Source organism: Sulfurospirillum sp. HTRB-L1, assembly GCF_059415125.1.
Window position 1 is genome coordinate 495,387 of the sequence record NZ_JCAHZR010000002.1, and the last position, 16,350, is coordinate 511,736.

General features: G+C 47.1%; 18 protein-coding genes. 5 read left to right on the top strand and 13 right to left on the bottom strand.

From position 1 onward, the window contains the following. Positions 1-56 precede the first annotated feature (56 nt). Positions 57-1,283 carry a putative hydroxymethylpyrimidine transporter CytX gene (gene cytX / locus AC5SLM_RS05255; protein WP_495249878.1) on the bottom strand — a complete coding sequence of 409 codons (1,227 nt, stop codon included), beginning with the start codon at positions 1,281-1,283 and terminating at the stop codon, positions 57-59. Positions 1,284-1,390: 107 nt separating this feature from the next. Here cytX and folE point away from each other — a divergent pair, with 107 nt between their 5' ends. The 5 genes from folE (at position 1,391) to AC5SLM_RS05280 (ending at position 6,450) form a co-directional block, all read left to right on the top strand. Then, a complete protein-coding gene (folE, locus tag AC5SLM_RS05260) occupies positions 1,391-1,969 on the top strand; it encodes a GTP cyclohydrolase I FolE (RefSeq protein ID WP_495249879.1) in 579 nt (192 codons plus the stop codon). Then, positions 1,970-3,295, top strand: coding sequence for a flagellar protein export ATPase FliI (gene fliI / locus AC5SLM_RS05265; protein ID WP_495249880.1), 1,326 nt, complete (start codon positions 1,970-1,972; stop codon positions 3,293-3,295). A 94-nt stretch (positions 3,296-3,389) separates the two neighbouring features. Then, positions 3,390-4,580 (top strand): NifS family cysteine desulfurase, encoded by a 1,191-nt coding sequence (locus AC5SLM_RS05270; protein WP_495249881.1) that lies wholly within the window; start codon positions 3,390-3,392, stop codon positions 4,578-4,580. Between the two features lie 10 nt (positions 4,581-4,590). Beyond that, complete coding sequence (locus tag AC5SLM_RS05275; protein WP_495249882.1) at positions 4,591-5,580, top strand: iron-sulfur cluster assembly scaffold protein; 990 nt, start codon at positions 4,591-4,593, stop codon at positions 5,578-5,580. Between the two features lie 18 nt (positions 5,581-5,598). Further along, positions 5,599-6,450 carry a cache domain-containing protein gene (locus AC5SLM_RS05280; protein WP_495249883.1) on the top strand — a complete coding sequence of 284 codons (852 nt, stop codon included), beginning with the start codon at positions 5,599-5,601 and terminating at the stop codon, positions 6,448-6,450. Here AC5SLM_RS05280 and AC5SLM_RS05285 read toward each other — a convergent pair. The 12 genes from AC5SLM_RS05285 to AC5SLM_RS05340 all read right to left on the bottom strand — a co-directional run bounded on the left by AC5SLM_RS05285 (position 6,447) and on the right by AC5SLM_RS05340 (position 16,305). Next, positions 6,447-7,637 carry a sensor histidine kinase gene (locus AC5SLM_RS05285; protein WP_495249884.1) on the bottom strand — a complete coding sequence of 397 codons (1,191 nt, stop codon included), beginning with the start codon at positions 7,635-7,637 and terminating at the stop codon, positions 6,447-6,449. The genes AC5SLM_RS05280 and AC5SLM_RS05285 overlap by 4 nt on opposite strands. Further along, complete coding sequence (locus tag AC5SLM_RS05290; RefSeq protein WP_495249885.1) at positions 7,618-8,289, bottom strand: response regulator transcription factor; 672 nt, start codon at positions 8,287-8,289, stop codon at positions 7,618-7,620. The genes AC5SLM_RS05285 and AC5SLM_RS05290 overlap by 20 nt, the downstream gene beginning before the upstream one ends. 31 nt (positions 8,290-8,320) lie before the next feature. Then, complete coding sequence (gene nrfD, locus AC5SLM_RS05295) at positions 8,321-9,292, bottom strand: NrfD/PsrC family molybdoenzyme membrane anchor subunit (protein WP_495249886.1); 972 nt, start codon at positions 9,290-9,292, stop codon at positions 8,321-8,323. Then, positions 9,285-9,848 (bottom strand): 4Fe-4S dicluster domain-containing protein, encoded by a 564-nt coding sequence (locus AC5SLM_RS05300; RefSeq protein WP_495249887.1) that lies wholly within the window; start codon positions 9,846-9,848, stop codon positions 9,285-9,287. The genes nrfD and AC5SLM_RS05300 overlap by 8 nt, the downstream gene beginning before the upstream one ends. Positions 9,849-9,867: 19 nt before the next feature. Further along, positions 9,868-11,154, bottom strand: a complete 1,287-nt coding sequence (locus AC5SLM_RS05305; protein ID WP_495249888.1) for a coproporphyrinogen III oxidase family protein — start codon at positions 11,152-11,154, stop codon at positions 9,868-9,870. Positions 11,155-11,273: 119 nt separating this feature from the next. Continuing rightward, positions 11,274-12,140: a radical SAM/SPASM domain-containing protein gene (locus AC5SLM_RS05310; protein WP_495249889.1), complete on the bottom strand. Its 867-nt coding sequence runs from the start codon at positions 12,138-12,140 to the stop codon at positions 11,274-11,276. Next, entirely contained in the window at positions 12,140-12,430 is a 291-nt protein-coding gene (locus AC5SLM_RS05315; protein ID WP_495249890.1) for a hypothetical protein, read from the bottom strand. The genes AC5SLM_RS05310 and AC5SLM_RS05315 overlap by 1 nt, the downstream gene beginning before the upstream one ends. Next, a complete protein-coding gene (locus tag AC5SLM_RS05320) occupies positions 12,430-12,927 on the bottom strand; it encodes a YajQ family cyclic di-GMP-binding protein (RefSeq protein ID WP_495249891.1) in 498 nt (165 codons plus the stop codon). The genes AC5SLM_RS05315 and AC5SLM_RS05320 overlap by 1 nt, the downstream gene beginning before the upstream one ends. Beyond that, positions 12,905-13,861: a D-2-hydroxyacid dehydrogenase gene (locus AC5SLM_RS05325; RefSeq protein ID WP_495249892.1), complete on the bottom strand. Its 957-nt coding sequence runs from the start codon at positions 13,859-13,861 to the stop codon at positions 12,905-12,907. Before AC5SLM_RS05325 ends, AC5SLM_RS05320 begins: the two co-directional genes overlap by 23 nt. After that, complete coding sequence (locus tag AC5SLM_RS05330; protein ID WP_495249893.1) at positions 13,858-15,042, bottom strand: glutathionylspermidine synthase family protein; 1,185 nt, start codon at positions 15,040-15,042, stop codon at positions 13,858-13,860. The genes AC5SLM_RS05325 and AC5SLM_RS05330 overlap by 4 nt, the downstream gene beginning before the upstream one ends. A 1-nt stretch (position 15,043) precedes the next feature. After that, complete coding sequence (locus AC5SLM_RS05335; RefSeq protein ID WP_495249894.1) at positions 15,044-15,643, bottom strand: UPF0323 family lipoprotein; 600 nt, start codon at positions 15,641-15,643, stop codon at positions 15,044-15,046. Beyond that, positions 15,640-16,305 (bottom strand): integrase, encoded by a 666-nt coding sequence (locus AC5SLM_RS05340; RefSeq protein WP_495249895.1) that lies wholly within the window; start codon positions 16,303-16,305, stop codon positions 15,640-15,642. Before AC5SLM_RS05340 ends, AC5SLM_RS05335 begins: the two co-directional genes overlap by 4 nt. Positions 16,306-16,350 lie beyond the last annotated feature (45 nt).

Below are 16,350 nucleotides of genomic sequence, written 5' to 3' on the forward strand. Positions count from 1 at the left end.
TTCAAAAAAATTTTTTATAATATAGCAGATTTTTGCTTATCGTTGGATAATTCCAGTTATCCTCTCTCTTGGCCCTGTAGATTCCACGCGTTCACACTCTTTTTTGCCACCGCGAACACCAAGGCGGTAAAAAGCATGGTTGGAAGCACTGCACCAATGCTTAAATCCATTCCCTTAAACCCATAATACGCCCCAACGCCCACTATCCAAACCACTAACGCGTTTACATGTAAGACCAAGTTTGGATTAACAACCCGTGTTTGAAAAAAGAAATAATCACACAGCACAATCGCGAACAAAGGCCCAAACACCGACCCAATGGCGTACAAAAAATGCTCATACTGATGCATGGGCACCCACAAGGCCAAACACATCCCCACAAACGCCATGGCCAAAGCCGCGTAACGCTCATTGATACGGGGAAAAATGGCCGTGGTACTCACCCCCGCAGAATAAGCATCCAAAAAGGTGGTTGTCACGGTTGAGAGCACCACGATACCCAAGGCAAACAGTCCCAAATTTGCCGCAAGCATCATCGCGGAAGGATCCGCACTGCCAGCGTACAATGCGGCGCCCAAGCCAATAACATACATCAACGTGCTTCCCAGAAAATACCCCGTCGTAGCACTCCAAACCCCTTTGGTTTTATCCTTTGCAAAACGGGTGTAATCGGCAATGAGCGGAAGCCAAGAAAGAGGCATAATAATGCTAAGTTCTAACGCTATTCCCATGGAAAAAGGGGCAGAAGCCACAGAAGAGGCTGTGCCATCAATAGCCTTACCAAAAACCACATAAGCGAGCACTAACGTGAGGGCAAACAACAAAACAACCGCGAGAACATTGAGTTTTGTAAATCCTTGTGCCCCTAGCCAAATCCACGCCATAATCGCCACACCAAGGGCTAAAGACCATGCCAAAGGGCTACTAACGTCTAACAATAACACACCAATTTCATTGGCTGCATTTGCGCCGGCGATAATCATGATTGCCGTCCAACCGATGAGCTGCAAGATGTTCAGTACCGCAAAAAGCCAAGAGCCTGCAAGCCCAAAACTCATGCGCGTGCTAACCATGGAAGCAAGCCCGCTTTGCGCGCCGATTGTGCCGCCAAGGTAGAGCAGCCCCGCTCCGATTAAATGGCCCACCACAATCCCCATGAGCGCGGAGGAAAACCCCAGAGGAGCCAACAACCCTCCCGTCATAATCTCTGCAATCGAAACAGAAGCGCCAAACCACAATACCAACAATGTAAAATTGCCAAATTTTTCACGTTTTGGGTGCATTATTTTCCTTTGGATTCCTTACATGTAAAGAGGAGGATTATACTCTTTTTAGAAACTAAAAAGGAAGCATCCGCTACAATAATGCTCTTTTCAATCCAAGGACCCTCATGGACACCCAAGCCAAATTTGAAGAAGCCGTTCGTACGATTTTAACCCTTGTGGGCGAAGATATTTCCCGCGAAGGGCTAGAAAAAACACCCACACGTGTCTTTAAAGCCTTTGAATTCATGACCCAAGGGTACGCCCAAGACCCCAAACAAGTCCTTGGCGATGCCCTCTTTGAAAGCAGCAACGACGAAATGGTACTTATCCGCGATATCGAATTTTACTCCATGTGTGAACACCACCTACTGCCCATCATCGGAAGAGCGCACGTGGCGTACATTCCCAATGGCAAAGTGGTAGGGCTTTCTAAGATTCCTCGCATGGTAGACATTTTTGCCAGACGCCTGCAAATCCAAGAGCAACTCACCGAACAAATCGCTGGGGCTATTCACGATGTCATCAAACCCAAAGGGGTTGGCGTGGTGCTCCAAGCACGGCACATGTGCATGGAAATGCGCGGGGTTGAGAAAATCAACTCCACCACCACCACCTCCGCCTTACGTGGCTCTTTTTTAAAAAACCCCGACACCCGCCGCGAATTTTTCTCCCTTATCAATTCCCCTCAAGGGATTCGCTACTAAATGAGCCTTTTAAACCTCAAATCCAAACTCCAAAACTGCGCTTCCCTTTCGCCTATCTTTGGCACCATTACCAACATCAGTGCCACCACCATTGAAGTGGCGGGGCTGCGCCCAAGCATCGGCGATATTGTACGCTTGGTCTCACGGGATGGCTTACGCAGGGAGCTTGGCATGGTCACGGAGATTAAAAGTAACCGTTTTTTTATCTCCCCTTTTGGCTTTGTGGAAGGGTTTAAGACAGGTGACAAGGTTTTTATCAGCGAACAAGGGATGATGATTCCTGTAGGGGAAGGACTACTAGGACGCGTAGTAGACCCTTTTGTCAACCCCAAAGACAGCAAAGGGCCCATCCAAAGCGCAACCTATGCTTCGATTATCAAACCGCCGCTAGAAGCCATGAAGCGTGGGCTGATTGATGAGCCTTTTGAAGTGGGAGTAAAAACCATCGACGGGCTTTTAACCTGTGGAAAGGGCCAAAAAGTAGGCATTTTCGCAGGCAGTGGCGTGGGCAAATCTACCCTTATGGGAATGATTGTGCGCGGATCCAAGGCGCCCGTTAAGGTTGTCGCACTCATCGGAGAGCGGGGACGCGAGGTGCCTGAATTTATCCAAAAAAGCCTTGGGGGTGACCTCACCAACACGGTGATTGTGGTGGCCACCAGTGATGATTCCCCTCTCATGCGCAAATACGGCGCCTTTTCTGCCATGACCATTGCGGAGTATTTTAAAGACCAAGGGCACGATGTCCTGTTTTTGATGGATTCTGTAACCCGTTTTGCCATGGCCCAGCGGGAGATTGGCCTTGCCCTTGGGGAACCTCCTACCTCTAAAGGTTACCCGCCTTCTGTACTCACCCTCCTCCCCCAGCTCATGGAGCGGGCAGGCAAAGAAGAGGGCAAGGGGTCTATTACCGCATTTTTTACCGTCCTTGTGGAGGGCGATGACATGAGTGACCCCATCGCCGACCAAAGCCGTAGTATTTTAGATGGGCACATTGTGCTCAGTCGGGAACTTGCAGATCTTGGCATTTACCCGCCGATTAACATTCAAAATAGCGCCTCACGCGTTATGGGAGATGTGATTACCCCCGAACACCAACGCCATGCCACGCGCTTTCGTCGCTTGAGCTCCTTGATTAAAGAAAATGAGATTCTCATACGTATTGGAGCCTACCAAAAGGGAGCAGATAAAGACCTTGATAGCGCTATTGAAAAACGCACCTTCATGGAACAGTTTATGCAACAAAACCCTAAAGACGCTGTCCCTTTTGGTACGATGATTCAAGAGTTACAAAAGATTGGCTCTCAGGCCAATGGGTCCACTTAAAGAGTTTTTAATGAAGAGTATTCTACCATTCGGAAAAGATTAATAAGATAAAAAATATCCTATTTAGGTAAATAGGTTTTTAGGAGTAATTTTGATGAGAGTCTATCTTGACAACAACGCTACTACGATGGTCGACCCGCTCGTCTTTGACGCGATGAAGCCTTATTTTTGTGATATTTATGGCAATCCAAACTCCTTGCATGCCTTTGGAAGCGACTCGCACCCTGCTTTGCGCAAAGCAATGAACCAACTCTATGCGGGCATCAACGCCAAAGACAGTGACGATGTGGTGGTCACCTCTTGCGCTACGGAGAGTATTAACTGGGTGATTAAGGGTGTCTATTATGATTACATTCTCAACGGCCCCAAAGACACCATTATCACAAGCGAAGTAGAGCACCCTGCGGTGATTTCAGCCTGTAAATTTTTAGAAAGCTTGGGTGTTAACATCGTTTACTTACCCGTCAACAACCAAGGCGTCGTTGAGGTTGCCTCCCTTAAAGAACACATCACCGACACCACAGCACTTGTTTCCATCATGTGGGCTAACAACGAAACGGGCATGATTTTCCCCATCCAAGAAATGGCCGCCATTGCCCACGAGCACGGGGCTTTGTTTCACACAGATGGAGTACAAGCCATCGGAAAGATTCCCGTGGACGTGCAAGCAAGCGGGGTAGATTTCTTGAGCTTTTCTGCCCACAAATTTCATGGCCCAAAGGGCGTGGGCGGCTTGTACCTTAAAGACGGACAAAAGCTCACAAGCTTGATGCACGGAGGCGAACATATGGGTGGACGCCGCAGTGGGACCCTTAATGTTCCTGGCATCATCGGCATGGGCGAAGCCATGGAGCTTGCCAACGCCCACCTTGATGTTGAAAATGGCACCGTGCGCAAACTCCGCGACACCCTCGAAGATGCTATTTTAAAACTCCCTGATGTTTTTGTTGTGGGAGAAAGAAATGAGCGCACACCCAATACTATCTTGGTCAGTGTTAAGGGAATCGAAGGCGAGGCCATGTTATGGGATTTGAACCAAAAAGGCATCGCCGCAAGCACAGGAAGTGCGTGTGCGAGTGAGAACTTAGAATCCAACCCTGTCATGGAAGCCATCGGCGCGGAAGCGGACTTGGCACACACGGCCCTTCGGCTCTCTCTTTCACGGTTTACTACACAAGAAGATATTGATTACACGATTGACGTGCTCAAAGCTGCCGTTGTTCGGCTTCGCGCGATTTCTAGCACTTACTCTTACGCGCCTTCATGGCATAAAAGCGGATTATAAAGGATATATTATGGCAAAAAACAGTTTGATTGGCGGCTCCATCTGGGAAGAATACAGCCAAAAAGTACAAGACTTGATGAACAACCCTAAGAACATGGGACAAGTCACCGAAGAAGAAGCGGCGGCAATGGGTGGGAAGCTCATTGTGGCGGACTTTGGTGCAGAATCCTGTGGGGACGCGGTGCGCCTTTACTGGGTTGTAAATGAAACAACCAATGTCATCATGGAGGCAAAATTCAAAAGCTTTGGCTGTGGTACAGCGATTGCAAGTTCTGACACCATGGCAGAACTGTGCAAAGGAAAGACCGTAGATGAGGCAGTTAAAATCACCAATATTGACGTGGAAAAATCCATGCGTGATGACCCCAATATCCCTGCCGTTCCGCCTCAAAAAATGCACTGCTCGGTCATGGCCTATGATGTCATCAAAGCCGCGGCCGCTTCCTACAAGGGGATTAATCCTGAAGATTTTGAAGATGAAATCATCGTGTGCGAGTGCGCGCGCGTAAGCCTTGGCACCATCAAAGAAGTCATCAAGCTCAACGACCTTAAAACCGTTGAAGACATCACCAATTACACCAAGGCAGGGGCATTTTGCAAATCTTGCATCAAGCCTGGCGGCCACGAAGACCGTGAGCATTACCTTGTAGACATCCTTAAAGACACACGTGCTGAGATGGAACATGACAAACTCAAAGCCCAAGCGGATGCAAAAGTCTCAGGAACGGGTGAGATGGTTCTTTTTGACCAACTCACCGTCGTAGGACAACTCAAGGCGGTTGAAACCATCATTGATGCGGACATTCGCCCTATGCTAATGATGGACGGGGGCAACTTGGAGATTATCGACATCAAATCTGCCGAGGAAAACATCGACATTTACATTCGTTATTTAGGCGCTTGTAGCGGATGCGCAAGCAGTTCCTCTGGAACCTTGTATGCGATAGAGTCCGTCTTGCGTGATAAGCTCTCTCCCGCCATTCGCGTCATGCCCATCTAAGGAACTCGCATCAAGCCTTTGTTGCGTTTTATCTTTACATGTAGCACTGTTTTCATCGTCTTGTTGGTACTGTACACAGGGTATCAGTACCAACAAGAACTCACCCACAACGGTGCCAAACGCTACCTTAATCATCAGATTTTACTCTTTTCCAAAACCCTTGAGGAAGAAAAAAGCCTCGCCCTTTCCATGGCCGTGCTGCTTTCTCAAAACCCTTTGGTTGTCGAGTGTATTAAAACAAAAGACAAAGAAGGGTGCTTGTCTATCGTCAACGACACCTTGCGCTCTTTAGCCCCCCTCACCCACTACACCATCCGTATCCACATGCACACGGCGGATTTTAAAAGTTTGTTGCGTGCTTGGAATTTAGAACGCAGTGGTGATAGTCTGGAATCGTTTCGCCACTCTTTGCTACAGGCAAAGGAAACCAAAGGGCCACTTTCAGGCATCGAAGCAGGAAGGGAGGGGCTTTTCTTGCGGGGCGTTTCGCCCATCTTTGAAAACGAAGACTACGTTGGGTCCATTGAAGTGATTTTTGACTTCAAACATATCACCAACTTTTTAGGCCATCAAGGTGTGGATTTTTACGTCTTGCTGGATAAAAAAACCGCCAGCCTTTCCAATGTTTTTCACCCGCATCAAATGAATCTTTTGGAACAGTTTATCATCATCAACAAAGAAGCAAATTTCAACAAAGCCTACCTCATCAATACCCTAGACCTCACCCGCACCTCCATCACCCAGCGGCATGATCACTATTTTGCCTCTTTGCCTATTCATGACATTTCAGGAAAAGAAGTGGGGTATTATGTCCTAAGCCTCAACACAGAACGTCAAGCAGAATGGGGAAAAGTTACCCAACGCTTTTAGGCAAGGGGTGCTTCTTTGGATTCGAGTTTATCTAGCCAACGCTCTTCGTACAAAGGCAAAAGGTACAAAAAGGTGCTTCCCCGTGCTAGCACCGAACTGACGTGGTAGGTAATGCCGTATTTTTGACAAATATTTTTGACAATACTCAAACCCAGTCCAAATCCCCCTTGCACCAAATCTTCTCGCTCAAAGCGTTCAAAAATTCGCTTGGTGTCTTTGATGCCTTTGCCAAAATCTTCCACCCGAAACGAAGCCTTGCCCTCTTTTTCTTCCAACTCAATCAGCACGCTTGAGGCAGGGTTGGAGTATTTGATGGCATTGGAAATGGTGTTGTCAATCACCCGTTGCAGTTCGATTTTATTCATAAAAACAATCAATTTTGGCGCAATCGTCGCCTTGAGTAAAATCTGTTTTGCCTTGGCAATATCCTCAAAAAAGCGCACCCGCTCAAAAAGGTAATGGGACAAATCCACCACTTCAGGATTGAAGCTAGAGCGTGTATGTTTGATGTAGTACTCCACGTCTTCGTAGGTCATTTGCATCTGTTTTGTCGCTGCTTTCATGCGCCCAATGTACTTGGATTCTGGCTGGGTTGCTTCTAGTAATTCCAAGTTAATATGAATCACCCCTAGCGGCGTTTTAAGCTCATGCATGGCGTCGTTAAAAAACGTATTCATGTAATTTTGGGTCTCTTGGTAGGGCTTAATACTGTGTAAAATCATAAAATGCGCCGTCACATACAACACGCACAAGGTCAGCAGTAAAATAATCGTGCCCATAAGGATAATCTTTGTGTTGCTCACAGGCATCGCCACAATCAAATACAAGGCATTTACAGGGTTATTGTCTAAAACCGTTTGGTAGTAAAAAAATCCCCCTTCGCTTCGCGTCGTAAACGCAAAGGTGGAAGGCTCTTGGGTGAGGGTCGAATACAAAATATTGCGCGAAGTATCGTAAAGGCCAAAGGTATACACCACAGAACTTGGAACCTTTACATGTAAGGGTTTTTGGCCCTCGTAAGTTTCAATGGCATTGCGAATCAACGTGGACCATTGCATCAATTCGATACTGTTGTTGGTGTGTTGCTCTTTAAGGGTGAGCTGCAACACTTGAAAGCCGGGCACACAAAAAAGTAGCCCAATGAGCAACGTGTACATCAGGGGGGATTTAAGACTCTGTTTTAACATGGATCTTGTACCCTAGCCCCCGAAATGATTCAATAAATTCTGGCGTGGTTTTTTGGCGGATTTTGCGCACGTGCATCCGAATGTCTGCGTGGTGAATCGCCTTGCCTTCCCACACCTCTTCGCGCAACATTTCGATGCTCGCATACGCGTTTTTGTTGCGCACAAGGTACAAAATAAGCTCTTTCTCTTTGGCTGTTAGGCTTACTTCTTTCCCTGATTTATACAACACACCTTCCACAATGTCGAAGGTGTATTCCTTGTCAATCTCCACGCAATTTTTATTGTTCGTGGGGTAAAACGTGTTAATCAGCCCAAGCACACGGTATTTAAGCTCTACCAAGTCAAAGGGTTTTTTGAGGTACTCGTTACAGCCAAGCTCATAGCCAATCGCCACATTATCAATATCCACAAGCGAGGTAATAATCATAATCGGCACTTTAATCTGTGACTCTTTCACATAGCGGATAATCTCATGGCCACTGACCTCAGGCACCTTGATGTCTAAAATCAGCAAGTAATAGGTTTTTTCATAAATGCTATCAAGGGCATCGGCGCCATTGTCAAAATCATCCACCTCAAAACCTAGCATTTCAAGGTATTCTTTGATACTTTCACGGTAGTTGTAATCGTCTTCAAGCAGAAGAATCTTCATTGGCTTTTTCCTAAGGTGTTGTATCGATTTTTTAGACGCCAGTAAAGGTTTGGCCTGCGTAAACTATGTAGTATCGTAGCAGAAAAACGCCCAAAAGCACAATCATCGAATTAGCGACAATAAACCCCATGCGGTACGCATGGTTACGCAGTGCTGTAAAGGCGATGGTGAGGGGTGTTAGCAATCCAATCCCCAATACGCCACACCAAAAAATCCACGCCAAATACCCCTGTGTCAGTGCCGATTTTGCAGCAATAACGCCCGCCTCGCCGCTGTAGAGCATTCCGATAAACAGCATGATAAGCAAAGGAATTTCGCTCATCACCGCGCGCATGTCAAGCACAAGGAGGTATTTGACACTTTCAGGATTTAACGAACTTTTGAAAAACAAAAGGCCCACCAAGATGTTAGAAGCGATGCCCGCCGAAATGCCTGAGGTTAGAAACAAAATTGGTAAGATAGGATTGTTCCACATGGGTAGCGCCTGGATGGCCGAGAGCAAAAACCCCGTGTACGCCCCCACAGCCAAAGCAAAGGCAAACAAAAAATACTCCAACTCCTTCGCGCGATGGGAAAACGAACGAATAAAGGTAATCAGCGGCAAAAACACGCGCAACGGCTGGATTTGCTTCACATTTTCTTCAAAAATCATAAGGGTAAAGAGCAAGGTAAGTGGGGTATAACACAGTAAAATAATCACCCCAAGAGACATGACCGAAGTGGGATTGTAATACACCAAAAGCCAAAAAAACGACAGAGGTTTTCCAAGGTCAAACACCAACAAAACCAACCCAAGGATAATCGCACAAGGAGCAATCAATGCGCCCGCCTTGACCATCGCATCCCAAATAGAGTTTGTACTGTGTTCGTGCCGATTCCACTTAACTAACAGCGCCACGAGCATCGACCCCGCGCTTAAGCCTGCTAAAAACAGATACACCGCGATGGGCCATGGCCAGTGGACAACTTCATGCTGGGCCATACTTCCCCACACACTATTCATGGCGCACCCCTTTGTGGTTAGGAATCATCACCACCTTGGGTTTGGTGCCAAGGTGTGCCTTGGGATACACGCTAACGTTGCGCCGTAACTTCTGAGCGGGCGCGCTTTGAGGGTCGTTGATGTCACCAAAGGCCAAAGCGTCAGTGGGGCACACTTCCACACAAGCGGGCAATTCACCCTTTAAAATACGCGAAGAATAACAAAAATCACATTTTTGTAAGGCTTTGGTTAGGGGGTCGGTATAGCGCGCGCCATAAGGGCAAGCAAGCGCGCAGTACTTGCACGAAACACACCGTTTCTCATCCACAAGAACGATGCCATCGCGCATTTGAAAGGTAGCGTGGGTTGGACACACTTCCACGCAAGGGGCATTGTCACACATCACGCAAGAGCGTCTTGTAAAATCCATCGTGTGGTCTTGTGCTCTCATGGAAACAACCACTTGCAGCCTGTACACATCTTCGGGGATTTTGTTTTCAGCCCTACACGCCACACTGCACGCTTGGCACCCGATACACAGGTTTTCATCATGCACAAGTCGGTAGGCTTTTTTCATGGGTTACTCCATTTTACAACTACAGGTTCACGATCTTTTCCAATGCTGCTTGAGGGCGAAACATGGCACGCACACGGTCCATTCCTGAGTAAAACTCTCGCATCAATACCAAACACACATACGCCCCAAATTCGGTGGGGACAATCACGCCATTAGAAACCTCAATCGCCCCTGCGAGTTTTAGCATCGCAATCTCTTTACCCATCACGCGCTCAAGATTGGTGTGCAAGGTGTGATTGAAGGTGTCAATATGCACCATCCCATCAAACAAAGAGGTCATAAACTGGTATTGCACCCGTTGTTTTGGTGTAAATGGACACGAGGCGATGACCGCACTTTCTTCGTTGGCAATCTTTTGCATGTATTGGTCCAAGTCAAAGGCGTTTACATGTAACGTCCCATCTAAAAAGCTAAAAGAGCCGCTTCCTACGCCCACGTATTCGCTGTGGCTTCCTACGTATTCGTCACTTAATTGCTCTTCTTGGCGCGAAAACGCCCATCCGTTAATGGGGCGGTATTGGTTCATGGCGCCACGAATCAGCTCAAAAAAGCGGTATTCATTGTCACTTTTTTGGCCATCAAAGGCTTTTGAGATAGATTTTTTCATCAAGCTTGACTGCATGAGCGGATAGGTTGTGATTTGGTCAATATCAAGGGCTTGGGCGGTAATGACATCGCGCAAAACGATTTCTTCTGTTTGCCCAGGAAAATTAAAAATAAGGTCAATGCTTGTGGTAGGTAAAACCCCTCCTATGCGCAGAAGTTTTTCTTGAATCTCATCCCCTGAGCCAAACTTTTCGTACCGTCCAATGCGCTTTAAAATCCCATCATCAAAACTTTGAACACCAATAGACAAGCGATCAATCAAGCCACGAAAACGCCGCAAGCTGTTAGGTGCGATGTGGTTAGGGTCACTTTCGCATGAGACCTCTTTGATGCTAAATAAACTTTTCGCATATTCAAGGGTCTTAATCAATTCTGCCTCGTTAATGAGTGTCGTACCCCCGCCCACGTATAAGGTTTCAAAATCATACCCTTGCTCTTTGACTTTTCGCAATTCGTGGCGCACAAAGGAAAAATACTGCAGGGCTTTTTCTTCATTGTAATAAAACTTATGAAAGGAGCAATAGGAGCAAAACGTATGGCAAAAAGGAATGTGGATATAGAGCATATAGGTATGTCCAGGTTTTGCCTTGCGTTTAACTTCTTCTTTAACGGGTGTAATGACCAAGTGATTTGCGAGGGATTTTCGCATGATTTTTTCAGCCCAAAATACGGTGGATGATTGAACAAAATTTAATGACATTGTCTTTGTCTCCTTTGTTTGCCGTCATTGTAACGAGCCTGTGTAAATTGAGTGTAAATTTCAGTTCCTATAAGAGCCTAAAGTGCGCAAATAACACCAAGCCCCGCAAAAACTCTATTTCATAAAAAACGTTTTCGAAAATCACACCGCTGACACAGGGCCTCTACTGCTTTTTTTTCGCTAAAACCGTGACGGATTGCTTGGGCTTTGGGGCTGTGCAACACCGCCTCCAAAGGCGTGGTCAATACGTTGCCAAGGGCCAACACGCCCTCGCCATCCAAACAACAAGGCACCACGGTGCCATCGCTTAAAATCCCAATGTGTGAGCGCAATCCATGGCAAGGCCCATCGGGAACTTCGGGTGCATCCAAAGCAGGCCATGTAAAATACTTGTCTACATGTAAACGGATTTTTTCATCAAGACGGTACGTACCTTCTTGCAAGGCCTGTGCGTCTAATTTTACCTGAAGCGTATGATAAAAAGAGTGAGAAATAAACGCATAAAGTTCTTGCGTAAAACGATGGTCTTTAGCGTCCCCTTGCTGGTTCCACAGCCGCAAATTCACAAAAGGCTTAGGAGCGTGATGGCGCTTATACGTGCACCATGCCAACACTTCGTCCATGTATTTTTTGAAAGCCAAAGGCTTTTGGCGTGAGGCACTGTTGAGGGAAATATTAAGTTGGCGCAGTGCGGGGTGGCATAACAAGGTTGGCGAATGTTTGTGCAAATGAAAGCCGCTTGTCACAAGGTCTACCCCAAACCCGTACTGTTGCGCGATGTCCATATAGCGGGGCAAGGCTTCGAGGGTTAAAGGGTCACCCAAAACATGAAAGGCAAGATTTTTCGTGTAAGGAACTAACTGCACTAACACACGTTCCATGTCCGCACATTCCATCACACGGATTTTTTTGGGGCGTGAGGGACAAAAGTGGCAGGCTAATCCGCACCCGTTTGTGAGTTCAATATAGACTTTTTGGAAACGCATCACGCATCACAGCACAAAGAACGCGCCACATACCACCGTGCAATTTCATGGGAAGAAAAAGAAATCTCTTGCTGGTCTTTAGGGATGCTCGCTTGCCGCATTTTACTGCTAATAACACCCGTTAGCAAATACCCAAACACGCCAAAAAGTACTCCAAAACTCCAGTGAAATTGCCACCAACCCCACGCAACAAGAGCCCAAGGGCCCGCCAAAAGGGCTACGGTAATGCCAAGAACTGCGGCTTTACATGTAAGGCGTTTTGGCGTGGGGGTGGGCTCAAGGATGTGCATTAGGCGAAGTTTGTAAAAGAAAGCGGAAGGTCTAGCTCCATGCCTTTAACCACACGGATGCACTCTTGCAAATCATCCAATGACTTGCCCGTAATGCGCAGTTCTTCTCCGCGAATAGCCGCTTGGACTTTGAGTTTTTGTGTTTTAATCTCTTTGGTGATTTTTTTGGCATCTTCACTAGAGATGGTGTCGATAATCTGCAAGGTGAGTTTTGTGTTGCCACCACCCACGGTTTCGCGCTTCAGCTCTTTAATGGCTTGGGCCACAATGCCACGCTTGATGAGCTTTGAAATCACAATCTCCTTCATGGCCTCAGCCTTGGAGTCGCTTGTGCTCACTAGCGCAATCACCTTACCTTTTTCGTTATAGTCAATCTCCGCCAAAAGGCCTTTAAAATCGTACCGGTTTGCCACTTCTTTCTTTGCTTGTTCGAGGGCATTTTTTAACTCTTGTTTGTCCACTTCTGCGGTAATGTCAAAACTGTGTTCTTTCGCCATGAAAACTCCTTAAAAATGTTTCTATGTTTTTTGCCACCAGCCCCAACAAGGTGGTGCGCGCTTCTACGCTTGCCCATGCCACATGGGGCGTGAGCACCAAACGTTCTTTACATGTAAGGCTTCGCAAAGGCGCCTCAGGGTCCATGGGTTCAACAGCCAACACATCAAACCCTGCGTAAATCTTTTGCGCCTCAAGGGCTTCTTTGAGCGCCACCTCATCCACAATCCCCCCGCGTCCTACGTTAATCAAAAGTGCGTCTTGGCGCATGCATGCCAACTCTTTTTTGCCTATCAAACCCTTTGTATGGGCATTAAAAGGGGCATGAATGCTCACGATGTCGCACTCTCTAAGCAAGGCTTCAAGCGCAAGGTGCGGGTATGGACCTTGGGTATTTTTCCCCGAAGCGGAGTGGTAACACACCGTTGCCCCAAAGGCTTCTGCGATGCGCGCCACTTGCCGCCCAATTTCCCCAAGGCCAATAATGCCCCAGATTTTGCCATGAATCTCGCGAATCGGATTGTCGATGTGGGTAAAAATAGGGCTTTGCACCCAACCGTCTTGTTTGACAAATCCATCATAATAACTCACGTGTGTTAGGAGTTCTAACACTAACGCAAAGGTGTGTTGGGCTACCGAGTGGGTCGAATACCCCGCCACATTTTTTACCTCGATACCCAACTCTTTGGCCGCTTCCAGGTCGATGTTGTCCGTGCCTGTTGCAGTGATACAAATGAGTTTTAGCATTGGGCACGCTTCCATCACCGCCTTGCCAATTTTCACCTTGTTTGTGATGGCAATCGTTGCGCCTTGAAGGTGCGACGCGCACTCTTGGGGCAAGGTGGTCTCATAACGCACCATTTCCCCAAAGGGTTCAAAAATCTTTAAATCCGCGTCTTTTCCTAATGTTTTTGCGTCGAGTAAAACCAATTTCATGCGTGCTCCTTGATGATGTGCCCAACAAATTTGGAATAATTATCCAAAATCTCTCCGCCACGACGAAAGCCTAGCCCGCACCCTTCGTAGGCAAAAAATACCCCCGCTTGGTAACACTGCCCTTGCGCGTCTTTTGCAAAGGGTTCGTACGCTTGGTAGATGACAGGATGGTGCCCGTAAATGCCCTCTTTTCCCTCTAACCGCTTCCCTTTTGCATCTAGTATTTCCACGTTTGCTCCCTCACGCCCAAACATAGGTTTTTTCACTTGTTTGACACCTAAGGGCTCAAAGGAGGTTTCTAACAACAAGGGGTGATTGGGAAACAAATCCCACAAAATCTTGAGTATTCCCTTACTTTGAAATAACAATGTGTATGCGGGGTTTAAAATGATGGCCTTTTGGTTTGCCATAATGGCTTCGAGGCTCAGTGCCAAATCGCCCTCATCTTGAGCAATATTTTCCCAAGGAATGAGCTTAAACCAATACTCAAAGGCTTCATCGCCCTTAAAAATTCCCTCTTCATCGTTAAAGCCAACCGCGTCAACAAAGGCAAAGTCCGTATGAAACCCCGCTTCTTTAGCCGCAGCTTGGAGCAGTTTTGTGGTCACCTCATCTTCAATACTTCCACCTATGCACGAAAAGAGGATTTTCCACCCCTCGTAATACTTCCCAAACTCCGCAGTCTCGCCCTCAAGAACAACAAGGCGTTTGAAATTTTCTTTAAGGGCTTCATAGAGCGTGTTAAACTGGGCCGCCTCATCAAGGCCATTGTATTTTAGGTGCGCCCATTGGATAATAGCAGTTTCATACAGTGCCGTAGGCGTATCGGCGTTGAATTCGATGAGTTTAAGGGGAACACCCCCCACTCCGCCACACAGGTCAAAACGGCCGTACAAATGCCAATGTACAGCATTTTCCCACGAACGCTTAATGGTGGTAACAAGGTTAAAAGGAATGCCAAGTTCGTGAAACAATTCATGCGCAATCACATACTCCGCAGCTTCGCTCATCATCCCATGCAACGTGTTGACCGCGTCATAATACGCTTCCGCCTCAGCCTTACTCACACACACAAGGGTATCGGTGAGGTACGCTGTATCATCAGGGTCTTTGTGCCACCAAAAGCCAATAGACTCTAAAAAGGCTTTCTCTAGAGGCTTTACACGGCAGGTTTCAACCACCCTACCCTCCACTTACGGAACCTGTTTGGCTTGTACTGCCGCTTGCACCAAAAAAACCCGTGCGTTTTGGCACGGCACTAGCAGTGCTAGTGGCGCGTGCTTTTTGAAAGCTATTCACGCTGCGGCTGTACGTTTGTGGGTTTTTGTAGGCACTTTGGCGCCTTTGCTGGTAGGCAGGAGTGTTAAACAACCGTCCCCCAATCCAACTTCCAATCATCGCCCCCGCCATGCTTGCTAACACAATTTCGCCAAGTCCCATGGAACCAGAACTTAACTTCTCGTTTGTTAGTGCCGAGGTACCCGCGTCAATCTTCTTGGCTTCTTGTGCCACCAACGCTTCAAGTTCTGCATCGCTCAAGATGCGTTCATTCCCATCCAAAGTGCGCAAAATCACCCGCGTCACATCACTGGGATACTCATCTAAAATAGTATACCCACCATCAGGTTCTTCGCCAATCACCACAAACGCACCTTGGGCTTGGCTTGCTTGCGTAAACGCTGCTTCGTCTTTTTTTTGCTCACACCCTTGCAAGCCCATCACCACTAACGCACCCACACCGCCGGCAATGGCGTAGTCTGAAACCTTCCGAATAAATTTCATGCTTTTCCTAAAATCTCTTTAAGTTTTTTTCCACGTCTGATAAACAAGGTTCCCTTATCTTCCCTCACGTCATCGCAAAAGCCTACCTTTTCAAGAATAGCCATGCTGATTTTTTTCTGCTTTTTTTCAGACATCCCTTTTTTTTCCATAGAAAGAGTCAGGTTAACCCACTCCTGAGGCGCAGGCTGACCTAACATCTCTTTTTCATAGGGTGTTAGTTCTTCAAAATCTGCGTCAATGGTTTCATTTTTCATCATCGGCAAGGCTTTTTCAAGCAAGGGACGGGTGGCAAGGGAGAGAATGGCTTTGAGCTGTTTATCGCGCTCTTTGTAAATACGCTCCACCTCTTCTTTGGAGTGCACTAACAAGGCTTCTTTTTCCGCAATCAAGCGTTCTTTATCTTCTTCAAGCTTTTTAACAAGGGTTTTGAATTCGCCCACTTGTTCCTTCAAGAGTTCCACGTAGCGATCTTCTTGAGGGGAAGGTTTAGGGGAGGCGGACCTAGAAGGAGACGCAACAGGTTTTGCTTCGTCTTCAAGGAGCACCTGCTTCACACCTGCTTCGCTCACGCTTTTTAACGTGCCTCGCCGAATGCGATTATAGATTGCTTCTTTGGTGATACCTAGAATCTCTGAAGCTTCTGCAACCGTGAATTTCGCCATGGAGTCTCCTTTGTGTCGTTCAAAACCATCGCCTAACGCGTTAGG